This window comes from Rossellomorea sp. FM04394, assembly GCF_041889765.1.
Taxonomy (GTDB): Bacteria; Bacillota; Bacilli; order Bacillales; family Bacillaceae_B; genus Rossellomorea; species Rossellomorea aquimaris_B.
This window is the reverse complement of record NZ_CP168654.1, coordinates 1320264-1341806: the sequence shown is the minus strand read 5'-3', so window position 1 is coordinate 1341806 and position 21543 is coordinate 1320264. Positions and strand designations below refer to the sequence as shown.

Below are 21543 nucleotides of genomic sequence, written 5' to 3'. Positions count from 1 at the left end.
AGGCGACAAGCATAAAGCGAGGTGGCAGGAAGGTGTGCCTTTTCACCTTCATGACAGCTTGACTTATGACCTCGAGCCTCTAAGCCCTGGAGCTGGACATAAAGAAAAGCGGAAGGGCCTTGCTCTGGGGCGACAACCATAATAAAGTCATACTAAAAAGCCGTTCCCCCTTTGTAGGGAACGGCTCTTTATCAAACTTACGCCTTCATATTCTTTTGCAAAAGCATCACAGGAATGAGTGTACTTAGCAGCAAAAGAGCCGATAAGGAGAAAATCATTGAAATACTTAATACTTCAAGAAGCACCCCTACTCCTACAGATGATAATCCAAACAGCAATGTCGTTAACGCACCTTGGGCAGCATAGATTTTCCCCAGCTCTTCTGGTGGTGCACTTTCCTGCAAATACGTTTGGAGAACGACATTTTTAATTTGATCAAACAAACCGAACACAAAGGATAAAACAAGTGCAAGGAGCGCTACCTTATTCCAGGCAAAGACGAGTGTCACGGCTGACGTTAAAACCATGCAAATCGGGACCCATTTCTGCCTGTGTCTTGAAAACAAGGCGTGGAGCTTAAAAATCAAATACGAGGCAAGAACCAATCCGATAAAGAAGCTGGAATTGATGAACCCCCACCATTCTTCTCCTCGCTGCAGCTGCAAATCAACATACAAGTACAAAACAGCCGCAATCCAAACAGTACCTGAAATCGACTCTAAACCATAAATCCAAAAGACAGGAACCAATCCTTTTCGCTTTCTTACTTCTGACCATCCTTCTCCTAACTCCTGCCACCAATCCTTTCGAACTTCCAGGCTAGTGGTTGGAATAACAGGCAACTTCAGCATGAACAGTGTACTGGCGAGGAACAAAACAATGATCACGATAAAAAGATTGGTTTCATTTATGAGTGATAAAAGAATTCCACCCAGTGCCCAGCTTGAAAATTGTATCGTTTGATCCACGGTTGATAAAAATCCATTCGCTCCCATCAACTCTTCCCGTTTCACAAGAAAAGGCACATAGGAATTCCTGGCAGGCAATGCCCATCCATCTAAGAATGAAATGATACTCGCACATCCTAAAAAGAACCATACATTTTCAATATTGAGTACCATTAGCAAGAGAAAAAAGCATAGGAAGAATGTTTTCGCCATTTGAGAGTATGCAATCAAACTCTTCATTTGTGTGCGATTCAACAGAAGAGGTGCCGACATGCTACTGATGAAACGCGAAAACGTAATGACCAAAGGTACGGCCGTCATATAAACAGCAGAACCGGTAATAGTGTAAACGAGGGAGATTAACCCTACGATATACAAGATATCCCCCATATTGGCTAACGCTTGACCGAACCAAAGGTTTCTAAATGCATTGGAATGCATATCTTTTCCTCCCTCTATTCAATTTTTATTTGGGTGAGAAAAAAGATGGCATCACATCGGAACAAAGATCCCCTTTCAAAATCATAAATGATTATGTATAGGTTTATTTTAGCAAATGGTTTCAATTTTTGCAGAGACTTTACTTTATATTATTATCAATACGGCGTTTGGGTGTAGATTGTCGCGTTCCTCAACATACCCCAATATGTATATTAGGTGGATTTCTAGGTTTATTGTGCCAAAATCCTGGTTTGTTGTGCCAGTTTGGCTGTTTGTTGTGCCAATTTTTGAAGAACATTGTTCCAAATTGTGAACAACGTCTGGTTTTAATGCTAAAATACCGTGCTTTAACCTGCATTTCATAAACCTAACAAAAAAAGCCTCCTTTTAAGAAGACTTTATCTGCTGAACTTATTCCTGCACCGTAATATTCAGTATTTTTTCGTTATCAAGATCGTGCACGACGACGACAGAGACTTTCTTTTCTGCACCATTCTCTTGAACAGTAAATTCGAATGAATCAGCCACTTTGTTTTCGGTCATCTTTTTTCGCCCCTGGTATTTATAATCCTTTACTGGCTGACCTGGATAGTCTTCTTTAATGACTGCTGTGGCAATCCGTCCAAATTTTTGATAATCCGTTGGTTGAGCATATGCTTGACTTGAAAACAAAAGAAAAAATACGGTTGATGCAATCACTATTGCTTTCTTCATTATCATCACCTCTGTTTACATTTCATTAATAGGATGAATTAAATACGCTGATTTATTCACCCAATAGTAGGAAAGCCAGCATTTGCAGCATAACCAACTTTTACAGAGAGATAAAAGCGGTTTTCTCCATACAATATGATTACCCCTTCAAAAGGAGGGAAACCAAGTGAACAAAGTCGATTACGATCGGGCCTTGTATTACACTCACCGATCAGAATGGGATAACCTGTTGATCCTCATGGTGAGAACGAAGGATGACCTTCTTTCGAAAAGAATTGAACATTTTCTACATGCGTACCATTTTTCAAACGATTACACGGTTGTAGAGCGTAACCTATATACGCTTTTACGATATATTGAACATGCAAACTTCACCTATAGTGTAGAGCAACCACTTGAGGAAACCTTTGCAGAGATGTAGCTACAAGAGAATTCCACCTACGGCTGATCCAATTAGTATGCACTATTGGATCAGCTTTTATTATTTTGTATGTATAGAGCCTCGGGTTGCTTGTATCGGTACATTTACCGGGGTTGTACCTGATACATTTCCCCCGTTCTTCATCTGGTAACACTTCCTGTAATTGGTATATATATCAAACAAAATAAAAAAACCGGCATAATGCCAGTTTTCCCTATTAAGTCGAAATTTCACTTCTCACCAGCTCAGCCGCTTTCACATATACTTTGAGTTCCTTCATCAGCCCATCGACTAATTGCGCCGGTTCTTCCAGAAGTTCGTCCCCATCATAATCGAAACAGTGTGGATCAAGGATGAGCTGCTTTGGAATGACGTTTGCATACACACCACGGCCTACGATGCGAAGGTTGTTTAAGCAGTTGATCCCGCCTTTTCCACCACCGGCACATGCAAGCAGGGCCACTGGTTTGTGGGCAAATTGCTCGCTGCTTAAGAAATCGAGTGCATTTTTCATTGCTCCACTCATACCGCCGTGATATTCCGGGGAAGCTAAAATGACGGCGTCCGCTTCCTTCACTTTTTGTTTGAGTGATTGAACGGCTTCAAGCCCTGATTGCTCTGGCTCTCCTGTGTACAATGGTAGTGATCCATCACTCAAGTCAATTAGATCACAGTCATACGTCCGGGCAATGAATCGTGAAGCGATTCCAGTACGCCCGCGTTTTCTGGGACTTCCGTTAATAATTAAAGTACTCATGATTGAAAAATCCTTTCCGCTTTAGTTTGATGTTAAATGATGTTTAACGGCATACAAAGCCGCTTGGGTTCGATCGGTTACTTCCAGCTTGGAAAAAATGTTTGATATATGGGTCTTGACGGTTTTTTCCGTTATATAAAGGCTGGAAGCAATTTCTTTATTACTCTTCCCTTTCGTTAGTTCAATCAAAACATCCTTTTCCCGTTTGGTGAGCTCATGGATTTTGTGGGGCGGCTCCTTTTTGGAGATCCGGGTAAGTAAGTGATTGGTTGCCTTAGGGTGAAGAGAGTTTTCACCGGATAAAAGCTTTCGGATGCTATTCACTAATTCATCGGGTTCAATATCCTTTAATTGGTACCCTGCTGCTCCTGCTTCAATGGCCGGAATCACGTGATTCTGATCGGAAAAGCTGGTGAGCATGAGTATTTGGATAGCGGGATGATTCTTTTTAATTTCCTTAGTTGCTTGAATTCCGTCCATCACAGGCATCATTAAATCCATCAAGATGATATCGGGCTCCAATGTTTGGGCCAATTGAACGGCTTCTGCACCATTCTTCGCTTCGCCCACGATGTCCAGGTCCTTTTGTGTTTTCAAAAAGAAGACAAGGCCTCTTCGTACGACATGATGGTCATCGGCTATTAACACTCTGATCATGCATGGCACCTCCTAATAGGGTAGTTGAACTGAAATACTCGTTCCTTTTCCTAGTTGACTGTTTATCGTTAGTTCTCCACCAATGCTTTTCACACGTTCCTCCATACTTTGTATCCCCACAGAAGGCAGTGAATGTTTGGTGTCATAATGAAACCCGTAACCTCTATCTTCAATCATTAAATGAATGAAATGTGATTCACTTTTTAATGTATAAAAAATGTTCTTTTCACCAGAATGCTTTTTACAATTATTAAGGGCTTCCTGGCTTACCCGCCACAGGACTTCTTCTATCCTGGAACTAAGGGAGATGACTCCCTCTACTTTCGTTTCAAGGGTCAACCCCAGCATTTCTGCGTATCCTTTAACGGCTTCGACTACTCCATTTTCCAAACCATGGGGTCTTAATTGCCAGATGAGGGCCCTCATTTCCGATAGGGCTTCCTGGGCAAGATTCTGAATGGTCTTGAAGGTGTCCTTCACCTCCTCTTCCCCGGTCATCTCCGCTCCGCCTCTTGCTGTTAACGTAAGCGAAAACAACAGTTGGTTCACTGAGTCATGAAGATCCCTTGCCAATCGGTTCCTTTCACCGATAAGAGCAACTTCCTGCTCCTTCTTCGTCAGTGTAATTCTTTTGATGGCGGAACCGATTTGAAACGCAACTGATTCTAGAAGAGCAAGTTCATCGGTTGAGAAGTGGGTTTTATTCGGAGCTGCAACATTTAATAACCCGAAGGATTCATTTCCGGACTGCAACGGGACCGTTGCATGATACGTGATTTCGTCTGTATCCCCTCTGTTTTCTTCAATGGCCTGCTCGATCCGCTGACATTCAATGATATTGGAGGCTTTCGTAAGCTTTCCATTTCTAAAACGATTGACACACCAGCAGCCGCCTTTTTTCATCAGTTCACATTTCCGGTCAGATAGTGACTTCGGGAGATTCTCATAGGAGACAAGCTCGTGACTGCCTTCCCCTTCAATAAAGAAAATCCATCCCGTTGTGAAGCTTGTGCCTCTGATCAGCTTCTTCAATGCCCCTGAAAGCATAGAAGAAAGCTCTGTTTCATTGTTCAGCAATTCGGCTATCTCTTTCAAAAGCTCGATATTTGAAAGGGATTCTTGATTCATCTTCATCGTCCTCTCCCATCCTTCACTACTATTATATAGATTTTACACAAAACCGGTATTCTCAAAAAGAATGAAACGTTCTACGACCTTTGACTGAAAACGTATGTTCCGACCCTAAACAAAAAACAAGAGATGTGCCAACACATCTCTTGTTTTTTGTTTAGGGTCGGATATAGCGCGGCAAATTGGTAAACAGCATAGGTTTAGCCTGTTTTTATCAGCACTACAATGGCAGGGAAAAAGGAAAGGCTTTAGGCCTCTCCTACAGATGAACTGATCATCGTTTCCACTTTCGCCATGATGGCTTTTTGCAGAACATGTAATTTATTATCGCTATCGCTTTGTGTCTGACCAATTACGCTGAAATAGAATTTGATCTTCGGTTCCGTTCCTGAAGGACGCAGGCAGATCCATGATCCGTCTTCAAGATGGTATTTCAGGACATTGGATGACGGTAGGTGAATAGTTGATTCTTCACCAGTTTGTAATTCAACCTTCTTACTTACCTTATAGTCTTCAGATGATACGACCTTCAAGCCGGCTACTTCTTTCAAAGGCTCGTTTCTGAAGTCCTTCAGAATTCCTTGGATTTGTTCAGCGCCTTCTTTTCCTTTAAGAGTCAAGCTCTTAAGCCCTTCTTGATAGAAGCCATGCTGCTCGAATAAATCATTCAGCACATTATAGAGAGTTTTGCCCTGCTTCTTATAATATGCAGCCGCTTCCGCTGCCATCAGTACGGCTTGAATCGCATCTTTATCCCGGGCAAAGTCGCCGATTAAATAACCATAGCTTTCTTCGTATCCGAATAAGAATGAGTATTCGCCTGTTTCTTCATATTTTTTGATTTTTTCACCGATGAATTTAAAGCCTGTCAGTACATCTTCCACTGAAGCTCCGTAATGTTCAGCCACTTTACGGCCTAATTCTGATGTAACGATCGTCTTAAATACACGTCCGTTCTCAGGAATCATATTTTTTTCCTGTTTACGAGCCAGGATATAATCAAGTAGAATCGCACCTGTTTGGTTTCCAGTGAGAAGAATATACTCGCCTGAATCTCCTTTTACAGCTACTCCTAATCGGTCTGCATCAGGATCTGTCGCAATCAGGATATCAGCGTCGATTTCCTTCCCGTCACGGATGGCATATTCAAAGGCCGCTTTATCTTCCGGGTTCGGTGATTTCACGGTCGTAAACTCAGGGTCTGGAATCGCCTGTTCCTTTACAATGTGAACCGACTCGTATCCCAATGCTTTAAGACCCTTTTCAGCCATCTTTAAAGCAGTTCCATGTAATGGGGAAAACACGATTTTCAAATCGACTTCCTTGGCGATTTGCGGTTTTTCAGAAATCGAAATCAGATGCTCCAGATATGATTGATCAATTTCTTCGCCAATCATTTTAATCAGGCCTGATGATTTCAATTCTTCTTCGGATTTAACCTCGATTTCAAGCTCATTTTCCACTTCATTCACTTTATCGATCACGGCATCTGCTACGTGTGGAGGCAGCTGAGCCCCATCCTCACCGTATACTTTGTACCCATTATATTCAGGTGGATTATGGCTTGCCGTCACCACGATCCCGGAGAATGCCTTTAATTGTCTAAGGGCAAATGAAAGCTCCGGAGTTGGCTTGAGTTCGTCGAACACATATGTCTGAATACCGTGTGTAGCCAATGTCTTTGCTGATTCCATGGCAAATTCAGGTGATTTATAACGGGAATCGTAAGCGATTACAACTCCGCGCTTTTTAGCCTCTTCACCTTGTTCTTCTATGTATCGCGCTAATCCTTCAGAGGCCTTTCTGACTGTATAAATGTTCATTCGATTGGTTCCGGGACCAATTTCTCCTCTCATTCCACCAGTACCAAATTCAAGGTTTTTGTAGAATGCGTCTTCTAAGGTTTTTTCGTCGTCTTTCATTGCTCCTAAAAGCTCGTTGATCTCTTGATCCAGATGCAAGTAGTCGCTCCATTTTTCCCATGATGTTTTCCAACTCAAAACGATCCCCTCCTAATGCTGTATAATAATAAATTCTATCACAAATTGTAGAAATCCTGCTAAAACAATCCGTCACATGTCGACAAGATTCGTTCAGTCCTTATTTTAGCATAATTTTTCTAAAATGAATTTGTCTATTTTTCTTAAATAAAGCCCCGCTTAAATCAGCGGGGCTTTACTTATCTGCATTACTTTTTATAATTCACTCCATATACATCATGCCTGCGATCTTTGAGCTGGCGTACCGTACCAGATTGACGCTGGCGTCTCAGAACTTCGAGATCGACGTCTCCGATCATGACCATTTCAATGTTGGGATTGGTTTCGCCGACGATTCCGTCACGTGCGAATTCAAAGTCGGACGGAGCAAAGATACCGGACTGAGCATATTGAATGTCCATATTTTCCGTTTGTGGAAGATTTCCGACCGTACCGGAAATGACCGTATAGATTTGGTTTTCAACGGCGCGGGCTTGTGCACAGTATCTGACACGAAGGTAGCCTTGGCGATCTTCTGTACAGAATGGGGTAAAGATGATTTTCGCCCCTTTGTCTGTTGCGATACGGGCAAGTTCAGGGAATTCAATATCATAGCAGATTTGAATTGCAATCTTACCGCAATCCGTATCGAACACCCTTACAGAATCTCCAGGGCTGATTCCCCACCATTTTCGTTCATTTGGTGTGATATGAACCTTGTACTGCTTCTCTATTGTTCCATCACGGCGGAAGAGATAGGCGATATTGTAGATTTCATCGTTTTCTTCCTTAACGAAGTGAGACCCACCAATGATATTGACGTTGTAACGCACCGCTAAATCCGTGAATAATTCAATGTATTCCTCTGTAAAATCAGTCAGCTTTCTTACAGCAAGGCTGGGTGATTGAATATTCAGGAATGACATCAGCTGTGTAGTGAAGATTTCAGGGAACACTACGAAATCTGATTTTGCATCTGATGCTACATCTGTGAAATATTCAACCTGATTCGCAAACTCTTCAAAGGAATTGATTTTACGCATCATATATTGTACAACACAGATTCGGACCGGATAACTTGTTTTGAAATGCCGCTTGCTGGACGGACGGTAATCTACGTTATTCCATTCCATTAAAGTGGCATATTTATGGGATCGTTTGTCATCAGGTAAATAATTAGGGTTAATCCGCATCAGGGTGAAGCCATTCAATAGCTGGAATGAAAGTACAGGGTCATAAATCTTATGACGCCCCACCGAATCCACGTACTCCCGTGGAGTCATCTCTTCTGAGTGCTTGTGGTAATTCGGAATGCGACCTCCTATGATGATACTCTTTAAGTTCCACTTCCGCGCAAGATCCTTCCTTGCTTCATATAAACGGTGTCCTACCTTCATACGTCGGTATTCAGGGTGCACCATGACTTCAATTCCGTAAAGGTTATAGCCATCGGGATTGTGATTCGTTATGTAACCATTATCCGTTACATCATCCCATGTGTGGCGGTCGTCATACTCGTCAAAGTTAATGATCAAACTCGAACATGACGCGATGATTTCCCCATCTAGTTCTGCTACCAGCTGCCCCTCGGGAAATACGTCCAAATGACTTTCCAAGTGCTCCACTTTCCATGGATCCATCCCCGGAAAGCAGACAGACTGCATGTTAATGATATCTTGAATGTCCTTATGTTCCATTGGACGAATGATCATTTTCTTTTCGAACTGTGATAAGTCTAGCTTTTCTGCCATCTATGATCTACTCCTTCATAAAATACCTGAATTATATACCCTTATAGTGCACTGTTGAAACGAAGTTCATGACAGTCCATCCCTTTTATTTTAGCAAAGGGGGGTGTATGATTTGAAGAAATTTGATTTGATGTTAATTATTCAACGAAAAGAAAGCACCCGCATTCATGGGTGCTTTCTTCCATTACCCTTTAAAATAGTAAGCCGTTGCTTCCCAAGGGTTTAAAGTAAATACATCTTCTTTATTGTTTTCTTCATTGGTAATCAGAACATCAGCCTGTTTGATATCAAATGAAGCCACGTTTTCGATGACTTGCTTTTCTCCTGACACATTGCAAAGAACCAGGATTTTCTCACTTCCATGCGTTCTCGTATAAGCATACACGGAAGGGTGATCTGCGTAATGAAGATCGAATGATCCGTATAGAATAATTTCATGTTCCTTACGGAGAGCGATCAGTTTTTGATAGTAGTAAAAAATGGACCCGGGATCATTCAGTGCCTTTTCTGCATTAATGTCTTTGTAGTTCGGGTTAAGCGCAATCCATGGATCTCCTTCTGTGAATCCACCATGGTCCCCGCTGTTCCATTGCATAGGGGTTCTCGCGTTGTCTCTTCCCTTAACATAGATGGCCTTCATGATTTCTTCCGGATCTATGCCTTCCGCTATTTTTTCACGATACATGTTCAGGGTTTCAATATCCTTGTACTCATCGATGGAAGAGAACCTGACATTCGTCATTCCAAGTTCCTCCCCTTGATAAATGTAAGGTGTCCCTTGCATCAGATGAAGGAGGGTCGCGAGCATTTTCGCGGATTTCACGCGGTCCCCCCCATCGTCACCCAGTCGTGACACGATTCTTGGCTGATCGTGATTGTTCCAGTACAAACTGTTCCAGCCTTTCCCGTGAAGTTCTGTCTGCCACTTCGTTAAAATGGTTTTCAATTTTACGAGGTCGAATGGAATGACGTCCCATTTCCCTCCAGGCCCTGAGTCCACATCCATATGCTCAAACTGAAATACCATATTCACTTCATTGCGGTCTTCACCTGTGTAAAGTACGGCTTCATCCGGTGTCACACCCGGCATTTCACCAACCGTCATCGCATCATATTGAGAGATGACCTCTTGATTCATTTCCTGGAGAAATTCATGAATGCGAGGACCGTTCATAAAGTACTCATGACCGGAAGCATACTTTTTGCCTTCAGGGTTCGGGGCATCAGGCAATGTAGGCACTTTCGAAATAAAGTTGATGACGTCCATACGGAAACCATCGATTCCTTTATCAAGCCAGAATTTCATCATGTCATATATTTCCTCACGCAGCTTCTTATTTTCCCAGTTTAGATCAGGCTGCTTTTTTGAGAAGAGATGCAGGAAATATTCCTCCGTCTTTTCATCGTATTCCCAAGCAGAACCGCTAAATACTGACTCCCAGTTATTCGGCTCTTTTCCGTCTTTTCCTTCACGCCAAATATAATAATCACGATAAGGATTGTCCTTTGATTTCCTTGATTCCACGAACCAGCCGTGCTCATCGGAAGAGTGATTCACTACCAGATCCATGACAAGCTTCAAATCACGCTTATGCATTTCCGCGAGCATTTCTTCCCAATCAGCCATTGTGCCGAACTCATCCATAACCTTTTTATAGTTGCTGATATCATATCCATTGTCATCATTCGGGGATTCATAGACAGGAGATAACCAGACCACATCAATGCCCAGTTCTTTCAGATAATCCAATTTTGAAATGATACCCCTTATATCTCCAATACCATCCCCGTTCGAATCCATGAAGCTGCGGGGATAAATTTGATAGACCACGGATTCTTTCCACCACTGTTTTGTCAAGTGTATTTCCCTCCTGTAAAAGCAATTAAAAAAATAGAGCGCTGTACTGCAACCGCTTGCACAAATCGTTAAAAAAATATCACATTTCCTCATAAAGATTTCTCATTTTACTTTTATAATAATAACATACTATAATTTGATAGAATATATGAAGAAAGGAATTCTATATGAATAAAAAAGCAGATTCTTTGTTATTCCTCGCATGGGCTTCCTCTCTTGTGGCATCTCTGGGGAGTTTATACTTCTCGGAAATCATGAAATATGAGCCATGTGAATTATGCTGGTATCAGCGTATTTTAATGTATCCGATGGTCATTCTATTAGGTGTGGCTTATGTTCGCAAAGATTTTCAAGCGGCATTATATTCTACTATTTTTTCCGGAATCGGTATCCTCGTTTCCTTGTATCACTACTCTATTCAAAAAGTATCATTCCTATCAGAGAGTGCACCTGCCTGTGGACGTGTCCCATGTACAGGCGAATACATTAACATGTTCGGATTTATCACCATCCCATTCTTGGCATTGACCGGTTTCATCACCATCTTTATCGCAAGTGTAATGATAGTAAAAGCATTAAAGGAGGACAAATAGATTGAAGAAGATCATTATATTTCTAGTAGCGATTGTCGCACTGTTTGCTGCCATCGCGCTCATAACAAGCATGCAAAACAGTCAAAAGGCAGAGGGAAATAAGTTCAAAAAAGCGAATCTTAACCCAGCCACAGTCGAATTGCTGGACGACCCAAATTATCAGAATGTGATCCTGCCAGAAGAATTAGAAGAGAAACTGAAGAATAACGAAGACGTGACTGTGTATTTCTATAGCTCAACTTGTGTTCACTGTAAGAGAACGACCCCTACTCTGGCACCTCTTGCAGAAGACATGGGAGTAGACATGGTTCAGTACAATCTACTTGAATTTGAACAAGGATGGGACCAATACCGAATCGAAGCTACACCAACACTGATACATTTCGAAAATGGCAAAGAAGTGGCAAGAATTGTAGGAGGACAACCTGAAGAAGAATTCAAGAAGTTTTTTGAAGAGAACGTTACGAAAGAATGATAAAGCAAAAAAAGAGGGGCTGACTTTTCCACGAGTCAGCCCCTTTCAAGTGAGGAGGAATTTCAAGATGAAGACACTGTGTATCTTCAAAATCAACTTATTACAAGCTATTTTCCCCTCACTGGAATCTTCTAAACATTTTTATGCGAATTTTCTAAAGTATCTAACTTTTCCCGCGAGATTTTTCTAAACAAGCAGCTGGTTATCCGCTCTGGAATAAATACTTAAACTATGCTTACAATCCGATTCTTCGCTGAATTGATCATACGACAGTGGGAAAAACATACCAAAGCCTTGAAGAATTTCAGCATTGTGGTAAAACATTTCTTCATACACATCTTCTTTTGAACCGCTCTCTACAATGGAAATCAATGTTTGTAAGCTTGAAATCACCTGAAATGCTTCCTTAAGGGTACCAAAGTATTCAAAATTTCTCGTCGTCGTATGTAGTACTTGCATATCATCGAATTGTTCGATTTCATCATCTGTGAAATAATCAGGGAAAATAGTACAATACATGTACTGTATGAGCTCTTGAATTTTGTCTTCCTGTTCATGTGTTGATGCTAGTAAAACTTTCACCGTCATAACCCACCTTTGTAATGGTTGTAATCTCTCTGTAATAGATATATTAAGGATAACATAGAAGTAGAACCAACAGCGTGGTAATTATACCCATGGATTGGGTTGAATAGGAGTTAATTTAGGTTTAAATACCCACGCAAGTATAAGAATTTTGTCATTTGAAGGAGTTTTTTGATGAATACACAGAAAAAAGGAGAACTATTTGAACTAGTCATTCCAGATAAATGGAAAAATGTAACGATTGAAACAATTCTTAGAAATCACTGGCAAGCACCTAAGAAACTGATTCATTCCATGAGGATGGAGGGTGATATTAAAGTGAACGGGGTATTGATTTCCTGGTCACAGCCACTCTCTCCGGGAGATACGATACAGCTTCATTTATTCAAAGAAGTCGAATACGATGTCCCTCCGACCTACGGAGAAATCGATGTGTTATTTGAAGATGATCACCTGATTGTCGTCAACAAACCTGCCGGGATCGATACTCATACAAACCATCCTAATGAGACGCATTCCCTTGCGAATCTGGTGGCCTTTCATCACCAGGCGCAGGGAGAGAGTTGCCGAGTGCTGCATATTCATCGTTTGGATCATGATACATCGGGAGCGATCATCTTCGCCAAGCACCCTTTAAGTAAAGCGATTCTGGACCGCCTTCTCACTGAGAGGCAGATCAAGCGTACATACCACGCTCTTGTTCATGGACGATTGAAGCAGAAAAAAGGCACCATCTCTGAACCGATAGGTAGGGACCGCCATCACAATACAAGAAGAAGAGTTTCACCTTCTGGTCAAGATGCAGTCACCCACTACAAGGTGCTGGAGTACAAAAATACTTATACTCTAGTGGAAATTCAGCTTGATACGGGACGCACCCACCAGATTCGCGTCCATATGAGTCACATCGGTCACCCTTTGGTCGGAGACACATTATATGGAGGAAAACCGATTTTGAGAAGGCAGGCCCTGCATGCGGCACGAATTTCATTCCCTCATCCGCTGACGGGCGAGTGGATCGAATGTGAGGCTGATTGCGATGATGATATTTGGCTGTGAGAACACAATACAAAAACGAGCCGCTCTCGAGCGGCTCGTTTTTGTATTAGTTAATTATTTCAATCCGTTTTTAACCGCTTCGGCGATTTGGATCGTACGGCGAGTTTGGTGTTTCACTGCAGGTTCTACGGATTCAACCATATTACCCTCTTGATCGACTGTTACACTCGTTCCGTATGGGTTTCCACCTGTAGTAAAGCTTGATTGGTCTGTGTATCCAGGAGCTGCGATGATTGCACCCCAGTGCATCATGGTTGTGTATAGAGCCAGAACCGTCTGCTCCTGGCCACCGTGTGAGTTACTCGCAGATGATGTGGCGCTCACTACTTTGTTTGCCAATTTCCCATTGAACCAAAGGCCTCCAGTTGTATCCAGGAAGGCTTTAACTTGAGAAGGAACGTTTCCGAATCGTGTCGGTATATTGAAAAGGTAGGCGTCTGCCCATTCAAGATCATCAAGTGTCGCAACAGGTACAGTATCTTTTGTTTCATTATAATGCTTTTCCCATGCCGGGTTTGAAGCTATTGCTCCTTCAGGTGCTGTTTCTTCAAAACGGAGTACCTTCACTTCGGCTCCAGCTTCTTTCGCAGCCTCTTCTGCCCATTTCGCCATCTGATAATTTGTTCCTGTTGAACTGTAATACATGATTGCCAATTTTACGTTAGACATAATCGTAATCTCTCCTTTAGATATGGATTGTATATTGTAAATGGTTGAAACACATGATCAGGATGCAGGTAAATCATTCAGAAAGACCTGCAAAGCAATGATTGTAATCACTTTTTCGTGTTAGAATAATAGTGCGTCTATAGAGAATGACCCTGCCCCTACCAGTGCTACTCCAAGAGCAACGACAATGAGCATTACATTATATTCTGTACCATTTTGGGTTGCCCAATAACCATTTGATCCGTGAACTTTCACGATCGCTACAATCATCGTTCCAATGATGAACAGGGCAGCCAGTGGTGTCAGGAAACCTGCTGCAAATAGTAATCCCCCTGCAACTTCAGAAAGTCCTGCAAGTAATGCCATCGTTTTTCCCGGCTTGATTCCAATGGACTCAAAGAAACCACCTGTTCCTTGTAGCCCGTGCCCACCAAACCAACCAAATAATTTTTGTGCTCCGTGCGCAGCGAATGTTAACCCCACTACTAAACGAATAACCAATAATCCGAACGCAGCTAATGCTGTCATCTTACTTCCTCCTTTATGTTTTCCCATCGAGATGTAGCTTCAAACATTTCAAATTCAATTATTCTCAAATCACTTATCTTGAATTTGAGATATATGCGTAAAAAAAGAGTACAAGTTATCTCGAATGTAATTATTTTGATTTCGAGATAATTGTATACTACTCCTCACTTCTCTGTCAATAACTTTTTTACAAATAATATTTAAATTGGTGGCAGGAAGTTAGGAGGTGAAAAAAGAGGTCCGTCCCTCTAGGCGGGGGACGGACCTCTTATAATATATCGATTAGAAATCGAAGTTGTCTGGATCTGGACCAAAACGTTCGTCCAGGTTCAATCCGTTGATTTGGTTCATTTCTTCCAGAGATAGCTCGAAGTTGAATAGATCTGCGTTTTCTTTGATTCTGCTTTCATGAACAGATTTAGGGATGATGATGACATCATTCTGAAGGTGCCAGCGCAGAATCACTTGGGCAGCGGATTTCTCATGCTTTTCAGCAATGTGATTCAGGGTTGGTTCATCCAGTACACGCCCTTGAGCGATTGGTGACCATGCTTCCACTGCGATATTTTGTGATGCACAGAATTCTCTTATTTTTTCCTGATTCAGACGAGGGTGTAATTCGATTTGATTTAATACAGGTTTTTCATTGCCATTCTTCATCAGGTCTTCAAGGTGATGCTGATGGAAGTTACTTACACCGATGGATTTCACTAATCCTTCGCTATGCAGTCTTTCAAGTGCCTTCCATGTATCCTTATACTTTCCTTCTACCGGCCAGTGAATTAAATAAAGATCCAAGTAATCCATATCAAGTTTTTTCAGGCTGGTTTCGAATGCTTTCAATGTTGTATCGTAGCCTTGATCACTATTCCATACTTTCGAGGTAATGAACAGGTCCTCTCTCGCTACTCCACCTTCTTTCACACCTTGACCTACACTTTCTTCATTGTCGTAGATCGCCGCTGTATCGATGGAACGGTATCCTGACTCAATCGCTGTTCGAACAGCTTGTACCGTTTCAGACGGATCTTTCATTTGGTAAACTCCTAAACCAACATAAGGAATTTCGATTCCATTATGTAATGTCTTCGTACTCTTTAAGTTTTTTAACATATTGCATCCCTCCTGATTTATTATTTTACAAATTCATTCCGCTTTTTGCGAATGTTATGATTGAAAGATTTGATTATATACTAAATTAAGGTCCGTCCCTCTCCATGAGGGACGGACCTATTTCGTACATTTACCGGCCGATAAATTGCTCTCGTCTCTTCCCGATAAACGCGAGCTTATGAAGGGGGCGCGTCATGGCCACGTATTGGAGCTTGATGTCGAGTTCGTTTTCCGGGTTGAATGCTTCATCCACCGCTGCGATGATGACCACATCAAATTCAAGCCCTTTTGACAGATAAGATGGGACGACGACGATTTGATCTTTAGGGATCGATTCCTGTTCTTCCAACAACTTCACTTTCCCGGGCTGCCGTTCTTGAAGGATTTCGCTGATATTCATACAATCCTTCATGCTTTTGCCGATCACAGCGAAGGTTTGGAATCCTTCTTCCCGTCCTGCACCCACCTTCTCCTCGATTCCGGAAGCCAATTCTTCCAATTCCACATATTCATCAAAGGTGGGAGAATCTCCGTGTCTCACCACTGGATTCACCTTAGGAAAGTCATAAGGTAAGAGATTCAGCAGTTTATTCGCTTCCTCCATGATTTCAATCGTGGTCCGATAGCTTTTCTGGAGCTCAGTATAAGTAGCCCTCGGAAACACATCTCTATACACCGGTTCCCATGACTGAAGTCCACGATAGGAGTGGATCCCCTGGGCAAGATCCCCCACCAGTGTAAACATGTCGGTTTCAAGTGCCCTTTTCAAGGAATAAAGCTGCATATAACTATAATCCTGTGCTTCATCGATGACAATGTTTTTCGCTTTATAAAATTTATCGATTCCAAACAAGTGAGTTTGCAAGTAAAGAAGGATGGCTAAGTCTTCTACCTCATACTGTTTCTTCTTCGCGTATTTCAACGTATATTGACTTAGCTTTTCTGCCTGCTGCATGCTTAGCTCACCTTTCGAGTAAGAAGCCAGCCGTTTAGGATCTGAGAACAATTCAATGAAGTATTGATCCAGGTTTTTCTTTTCAAACTGCCTCATGTAAGTTGTAACGCTTGTTCGGATCGCCTTCTTAATTTCTTCGACCCGCTCAATTTTTTTGTCCAATGCTTTTGATACATAGTCCTTCCGGTTTGCTGCCTGTGTCCGTTGAAAGAGCGCTGTTTCGATCCGTTCATCGAAAAACTTCTCTACCTTCTCCACCATCTGCTTCTTGTTCGTCCGAACATAGCTTTGTAAGAGAGCCTTGAGTTTTTCCATACGGCGATAGATGGGCATATACGTATATTCATCTTTGAAAAGGTGGGTGAATTTTTTTGCCGTGTAGAGTTTGTATTTATCCACATAGAAGTCCTTTGACGTATAAAAGCGCTGTTCAATTTCTTCTATATAATAATCAAGTATCCTCCTGAAGGCTTTGGAGCCTTTAAACCCTGATATCCAGGAGGCAGTCTCTACGTCTCTATCATGGGTTTCAATCAACTGGATGAGCTTGTTATCTTCCACTAAATTCAGCTTTTTCTCTAAGCAGGTCATGACATAATCCGTGAACGTCGTTTGTCTTACCCGCTCCACCCCAAGTTCCGGCAGTGCTTCTGAAATGTAGTCGATAAACAAATTACTTGGTGCTAGGATCATCAGTTGTTTCGGGTCAAAATGCTGTTTGTAGTTGTAAATAAAGTATGAAATCCGGTGAAGGGCGATGGTGGTCTTTCCGCTTCCAGCGGCCCCTTGAACAATGATGGGCTTGTTTAAATCAGCCCGGATGATCCGGTTTTGTTCTTCTTGAATGGTGGAAATGATCTCGGTTAAACGATTGCTGGAGCTTTTGGCTAATGAATCCTGAAGCAGTTCATCTGTGGTTGTTAAGTCAATATCCCTGATTTCTTCTAACAAACCGTCCTCAATCATGTACTGACGCTTTAATGAAAGATCTCCTTCATAGGTCTCATCTTCCGCTTCATACGAAACGTCACCAATTCTTCCTTCATAGTAAAGGTTCGCTATGGGAGAACGCCAATCCACGATGATTTGTTCCTGATTCTCCCTCTGATAAAGGGAAGTCTTTCCTATATAATGTTTCTCCACCTTATCAGATCCCTCATGTTGAAAATCAATCCGGGCAAAATAAGGTTTCGTCTTCGCTTTTGTAAGGGACTCCAGTTCTTCTTTAGACATCTCAAAGAAGCTTGAGTTCGTCAAGATATCGATGTACGCAGCACTCGATTCGCCCCAATCAATATCTCCAAAAGCTTTTTCCATGTTTTCCTTATACTTTTCCTTACTCGTCTGGGATGTGCTGATGACTACATCAATGTAGCGCTTCGTAAACTCCAGGCGTTCTGATTCAATTGAAAAATCGGGATGAATAGTCGATTCCTTCGTCATACATTTCTCCTTCCAAATGTTTTAACCACAATGGAGAATAAACGTCTCATCAATCCCACTAAGGTAACGACTCTCAGTGGGGAAACGTTTAGAAAGACATATCGAAATCTGGATAAATTATGTAGGCGTTTGGGAGCAGGAATATATATTATCAGATAATTAGGGAAAGTTCAATAGAGAAAAGCGGAGGCGGCTTGCCCAGAGGCGACAAGCATAAGGCAAATCCGCACAAAAGGCGCTTTTTGCCTTTTTTTTGGATTTGACTTATGACCTCGAGCCTCTAGCCGCCGGAACTGGACATAGAGAAAAGCGGAGGCGGCTCGCCCTGAGGCGACAAGCATAAGACGAGTAACCCGGAAAGGCGTTCTTTGCCTTTTTGGGTTACTCGTCTTATGACCTCGAGCCCCAAGCCCCTGGAGCTGGACACAGAGAAAAGCGGAGGCGGCTCGCCCTGAGGCGACAAGCATAAGGCTTCAACAAAAAAATAACCCTCCACTTGGAATTTTTTGTGACTAACTTAACAAAATTGAGCATGATTTATCGTGTGAATTTTCTGTATTTTGAAACTAATCATCTTTCTTTTCGTATGTATTTAGAGAAGGAAATCTTAAAATGGAGACCGACCACTGGAGTCATTCTGTTGAAATATATAAAGATTCTAGGAGGCGAATTTTATGGCTGAAGGTATGTTTTTACTAATGATCGTGTTAATAACTGTTGTAATCATCGGAAAAAGAAAAAAGAAAAAGTAAAGAGGGAAATTGACTAATGATATTAGGATGGAGATAATTCTTTCGGGCTAAGTATTAATAAGAATATAAATAATTATATCCAGTGCCAAAAAAACTGATATTAGTATTAAATTGGTTGAAGATATTCATGAAGTATGGACAGTTAATGAAGTAAAGATGATGAACTTATTCAACAAAAGGGTGCTTTTACTGAATAAGAAGTTGATAAAAACGCAAAAAACCCAGAACCATTTAGAGGTCTGGGTTTTTACTGTTGATTGCAATGTTATTTACACTGTTATTTCTGATGCTAATTTGATTGTGATTTAAGGTGTTCCCTCCCTAAACGGAACCCGTTATAAAGATGAAGGGCCTTTCATACGATCCACAGGAAACACAATCTGAAAACTCGTCCCCTTGCCGACTCTACTTTCAACTGTAATGACGCCTCTCATCGCTTCAATGATACGATAGGAAACCATTAGCCCAAGACCCGTTCCTTTCTCTTTTGTAGAAAAATAAGGTTCACCCAGCCTGGCTTGCTGTTCAGGGGTCATCCCGACTCCAGTGTCAGTAATAGAGATACTGACGTTCCCCTTTTGAACCTTCGAAAGTATCGTGAGGGTCCCCCCCTTCGGCATGGATTCAATCGCATTTTTGATGATGTTGAGAAATGCTTGCTGAAAGCTTCGTGTATTGCCGATGATGGTGGCGTCGATGATGCTATTATGCACTACCACCGATTGCTGGTTGCTCAGTGGTTCGACCATATCGACGAGCTTATTGAGTTGCTCAGAAATGGAGATGTTCTCCACATGATCAGGGTCTGGCTTAGCAAATGTAAGATAGTCGTTGATGATTTCTTCTGCCCGTTTCAGTTCTGAGGATGCGATCGCTAAGTATTGCTCTTTTTTTCCTACCGGAAGATTTTCTTGATTGAGCAGTCTCAGAAACCCTTTAATAACGGTTAAGGGATTCTTCACCTCGTGTGAGATGCTGGCTGCCAACTGAGACAGTACTTCCATTTTTTCTATTTTCACGAGTGCTTGTTTGATTTGGATCTGTTTCAGCAATGTCTCACATATGTATGTCAGGATAAGCATTCCCAATGAAGGGAGTAAGATGAAATTAATCAAATAGCTTTCATCAATCACGAACACGGTCATGGCATTGGCAATAAGGGCTGCTACTATGGAATGGACGGTAAAGAGCATCACTGAGAATAGGATCTTCTTCCGACTGGTTAACCCGTCGAAATCGAACCACTTCATCCCGATAACCGTCAAGATGTAAATCACCACATAAATAACAAAGGCCACTATACTCCACCCATATATCATTGTCCTGGAAACCAATAAGACAGCTAAAAGTGCAATCCCCGTATAGGGTCCTCCATACATAATCCCGAGTACAAAAGGGATCATCCGTAAATCATGAACGCAGTAAGGATTTTGATAGATAGGGGAAAGCATGCACAGGATAATGGCCACACTCAAAGAAATAAGGGTTGCAAACCTTGTATACCAGCCCTGTATCATTTTTCTTTCAACAAGGAAAAAAATTAAAAAAATACTCAAAATGATATAAAAGAAATTATTAATAACATCCTGATTAAAGATAATCATACTTACCCTTTGACCTTTCACAGATATTGTCTACTTTATAGAAATTCTACCATACTACTACGAGAATCGTTACAATTATATATGTAATCTTGCATTTACATAAGACAACTCTCCTGTAATTGTACAGGAGAGTCATCAACTTACACAGTTTTTAGTTGTTCACCAAGATATTTTGCCAGCTCAAGCATCCCGTATTGTCCGTACCTCGCCTCGGCATCCTTGTTGTAGTTTGTATTGGTGTTCACATCATACGTGTAGATGGTGCCTTCTTTGTCTTGAATGAATTCTATCCCGGCTACATCAATCCGGTTTCCTTTTAAGAATGCTTCGTAGGTTGAAAGGATTTCATGGGAAAAGTTTTCCCTGATTTGGAACTTAGGCTTCTCCTCTTGCTCCCCCACTGGACAGAATAAATCATCGACCTGACAGACATCAGCCGGACATAGTTCAAATCCTTTTGACGTATCCACCTTCACAGCATAAATGAATTTGCCGCCAATGAACTCACACCGTGTAATCGAAGCGTCTGGTGCTTCGATGTATTCCTGGATAAGCGTCGTTCCGTCTAACGGTTCTTCAAACGCATCGCTGGATACATAGTTTTTCAAAGGATCAACTGAATGAAACAGCTGAACTCCCAATCCTTTTCCAGCACGATTATGCTTGGTGATAAAGGATGGTTTATCAAGCTTTTCAGCAGCTTCGATTATTTGCTCTTTTCCAACGGCCGCAATGGTTTTAGGTGTCTTGATGCCTGCAGCGTTCAAGGCCATATACTGATTCACCTTACTCACTTCCAACCGAAGGGCACGGCTTCCATTCAGTACCTTTCTATCATATCTTTCTAACCAAGAAAGAACGCTTTCCGTTAACTCAGGCGCAAAACGATGATTTCGTGTATGGGAAGATGCACTGATTCGATTATAGAAAACACCTTCTGGCGGTTCTGATGATAAATCGACGACTCCTTGATCCAGGAACCATTCCTCATAAGGCAATTGAAGCTCGTCGAGACGAGTAGTTAAATGATTGGTCCAATCACTGTTTTCATGAATAATATGAATTTTTTTCACGATCATTACCCCATTTGTCTGTAGGATTTAAAAATAGT

Annotated in this window: 19 protein-coding genes; 4 read left to right on the top strand and 15 right to left on the bottom strand. The window is 41.7% G+C overall.

Annotation, left to right across the window (positions count from 1 at the left end; translation table 11 throughout):
- Positions 1-197 precede the first annotated feature (197 nt).
- The gene (locus ACCB35_RS06740; protein WP_374056285.1) at positions 198-1388 is read right to left on the bottom strand and encodes an MFS transporter; all 1191 of its coding nucleotides are present in this window, start codon (positions 1386-1388) and stop codon (positions 198-200) included.
- A 411-nt stretch (positions 1389-1799) separates the two neighbouring features.
- Positions 1800-2102, bottom strand: a complete 303-nt coding sequence (locus ACCB35_RS06735) for a DUF3889 domain-containing protein (protein ID WP_374056284.1) — start codon at positions 2100-2102, stop codon at positions 1800-1802.
- Positions 2103-2268: 166 nt separating this feature from the next.
- Between ACCB35_RS06735 and ACCB35_RS06730 the strand changes: the two genes are divergently transcribed.
- The gene (locus ACCB35_RS06730) at positions 2269-2523 is read left to right on the top strand and encodes a YhdB family protein (protein WP_044337863.1); all 255 of its coding nucleotides are present in this window, start codon (positions 2269-2271) and stop codon (positions 2521-2523) included.
- Between the two features lie 217 nt (positions 2524-2740).
- Here the strand turns inward: ACCB35_RS06730 and ACCB35_RS06725 are convergent, their stop codons facing one another.
- The 6 genes from ACCB35_RS06725 to ACCB35_RS06700 form a co-directional block, all read right to left on the bottom strand.
- Entirely contained in the window at positions 2741-3280 is a 540-nt protein-coding gene (locus tag ACCB35_RS06725) for an NADPH-dependent FMN reductase (protein WP_374056283.1), read from the bottom strand.
- 21 nt (positions 3281-3301) lie between these two features.
- Positions 3302-3937: a response regulator gene (locus ACCB35_RS06720; protein WP_374056282.1), complete on the bottom strand. Its 636-nt coding sequence runs from the start codon at positions 3935-3937 to the stop codon at positions 3302-3304.
- A 12-nt stretch (positions 3938-3949) separates the two neighbouring features.
- Complete coding sequence (locus ACCB35_RS06715) at positions 3950-5065, bottom strand: GAF domain-containing sensor histidine kinase (RefSeq protein ID WP_374056972.1); 1116 nt, start codon at positions 5063-5065, stop codon at positions 3950-3952.
- Positions 5066-5316: 251 nt separating this feature from the next.
- A complete protein-coding gene (locus ACCB35_RS06710; RefSeq protein ID WP_374056281.1) occupies positions 5317-7068 on the bottom strand; it encodes a phospho-sugar mutase in 1752 nt (583 codons plus the stop codon).
- A 188-nt stretch (positions 7069-7256) separates the two neighbouring features.
- The gene (locus tag ACCB35_RS06705) at positions 7257-8798 is read right to left on the bottom strand and encodes a bifunctional GNAT family N-acetyltransferase/carbon-nitrogen hydrolase family protein (protein ID WP_044337867.1); all 1542 of its coding nucleotides are present in this window, start codon (positions 8796-8798) and stop codon (positions 7257-7259) included.
- Between the two features lie 184 nt (positions 8799-8982).
- Positions 8983-10656, bottom strand: a complete 1674-nt coding sequence (locus ACCB35_RS06700) for an alpha-glucosidase (RefSeq protein WP_374056280.1) — start codon at positions 10654-10656, stop codon at positions 8983-8985.
- A 167-nt stretch (positions 10657-10823) separates the two neighbouring features.
- Between ACCB35_RS06700 and ACCB35_RS06695 the strand changes: the two genes are divergently transcribed.
- Positions 10824-11249, top strand: a complete 426-nt coding sequence (locus ACCB35_RS06695) for a disulfide oxidoreductase (protein WP_044337869.1) — start codon at positions 10824-10826, stop codon at positions 11247-11249.
- A gap of 1 nt (position 11250) precedes the next feature.
- Positions 11251-11724, top strand: a complete 474-nt coding sequence (locus ACCB35_RS06690) for a thioredoxin family protein (protein WP_044337870.1) — start codon at positions 11251-11253, stop codon at positions 11722-11724.
- A gap of 186 nt (positions 11725-11910) precedes the next feature.
- Here ACCB35_RS06690 and ACCB35_RS06685 read toward each other — a convergent pair whose 3' ends face one another.
- On the bottom strand, positions 11911-12312 hold the full coding sequence (locus tag ACCB35_RS06685) for a DUF5365 family protein (RefSeq protein WP_374056279.1): 402 nt from the start codon (positions 12310-12312) through the stop codon (positions 11911-11913).
- Between the two features lie 171 nt (positions 12313-12483).
- Here ACCB35_RS06685 and ACCB35_RS06680 point away from each other — a divergent pair, with 171 nt between their 5' ends.
- On the top strand, positions 12484-13368 hold the full coding sequence (locus ACCB35_RS06680) for an RluA family pseudouridine synthase (RefSeq protein WP_374056278.1): 885 nt from the start codon (positions 12484-12486) through the stop codon (positions 13366-13368).
- Between the two features lie 54 nt (positions 13369-13422).
- Here the strand turns inward: ACCB35_RS06680 and wrbA are convergent, their stop codons facing one another.
- The 6 genes from wrbA to ACCB35_RS06650 form a co-directional block, all read right to left on the bottom strand.
- Positions 13423-14037 (bottom strand): NAD(P)H:quinone oxidoreductase, encoded by a 615-nt coding sequence (wrbA, locus tag ACCB35_RS06675; RefSeq protein WP_374056277.1) that lies wholly within the window; start codon positions 14035-14037, stop codon positions 13423-13425.
- 120 nt (positions 14038-14157) lie between these two features.
- Positions 14158-14565: a DoxX family protein gene (locus ACCB35_RS06670; protein WP_044337873.1), complete on the bottom strand. Its 408-nt coding sequence runs from the start codon at positions 14563-14565 to the stop codon at positions 14158-14160.
- A gap of 282 nt (positions 14566-14847) precedes the next feature.
- On the bottom strand, positions 14848-15678 hold the full coding sequence (locus ACCB35_RS06665; protein WP_374056276.1) for an aldo/keto reductase: 831 nt from the start codon (positions 15676-15678) through the stop codon (positions 14848-14850).
- A 130-nt stretch (positions 15679-15808) separates the two neighbouring features.
- Positions 15809-18076 (bottom strand): RNA polymerase recycling motor HelD, encoded by a 2268-nt coding sequence (helD, locus tag ACCB35_RS06660; protein ID WP_374056275.1) that lies wholly within the window; start codon positions 18074-18076, stop codon positions 15809-15811.
- A 1087-nt stretch (positions 18077-19163) separates the two neighbouring features.
- Positions 19164-20345, bottom strand: a complete 1182-nt coding sequence (locus ACCB35_RS06655) for an ATP-binding protein (protein WP_374056971.1) — start codon at positions 20343-20345, stop codon at positions 19164-19166.
- 227 nt (positions 20346-20572) lie between these two features.
- Positions 20573-21505 (bottom strand): RimK family alpha-L-glutamate ligase, encoded by a 933-nt coding sequence (locus ACCB35_RS06650; protein ID WP_374056274.1) that lies wholly within the window; start codon positions 21503-21505, stop codon positions 20573-20575.
- Positions 21506-21543 lie beyond the last annotated feature (38 nt).